Annotated in this window: 2 protein-coding genes; both read left to right on the top strand. The window is 44.0% G+C overall.

Features of this window, described 5'->3' with window-relative positions:
* The coding region (locus ACFIL7_RS08985; RefSeq protein WP_375683530.1) for a hypothetical protein at nucleotides 1–254 on the top strand (254 nt) is incomplete at its 5' end.
* A partial coding sequence (locus ACFIL7_RS08980) for a hypothetical protein (protein WP_375683529.1) occupies nucleotides 187–389 on the top strand: 203 nt, incomplete at its 3' end. The genes ACFIL7_RS08985 and ACFIL7_RS08980, both read left to right, overlap by 68 nt.

Here is a 389-nt window from a genome sequence, read left to right as displayed (position 1 = left end):
GCCAAGCGGTTTGGGGAGCAACGCTTATGATTTTTTGGCTAAAGAAATATTCTCTTATGTTTACAGCGGCTTTAGCCGTTTTTTTTATGGCTTTAGCCAAGGCGTTTCAGCTTGGCAAGCAAAGCGAACGGCAAAAGCAAACAGAGAATGCTTTAAAGACAGCAACAACCCGTCTTGAGGTAGAAAATGAAGTTAATCGAAAAAGTGATGCTGGTGTGCGCTCTGAACTTTCTCGTTGGGTGCGCGGCAAATAGGTCTGTTTCTTGTGGTGGCTGGTTGCCCATTTATTTGGATAATCAGGATGTTGCGGTCATCAGTTCCAACCTTGCAAGAGATATTTTGAAGCATAACAAGCAGGGAGCCCATTTATGTGGTTGGAAAGATGGTCA

The organism is Bartonella sp. AP3QHHD (assembly GCF_042195765.1).
In the GTDB taxonomy this organism is placed as follows: domain Bacteria; phylum Pseudomonadota; class Alphaproteobacteria; order Rhizobiales; family Rhizobiaceae; genus Bartonella.
The sequence above is the reverse complement of the archived record's forward strand: the minus strand, read 5'-3'. Positions and strand labels throughout refer to the sequence as shown.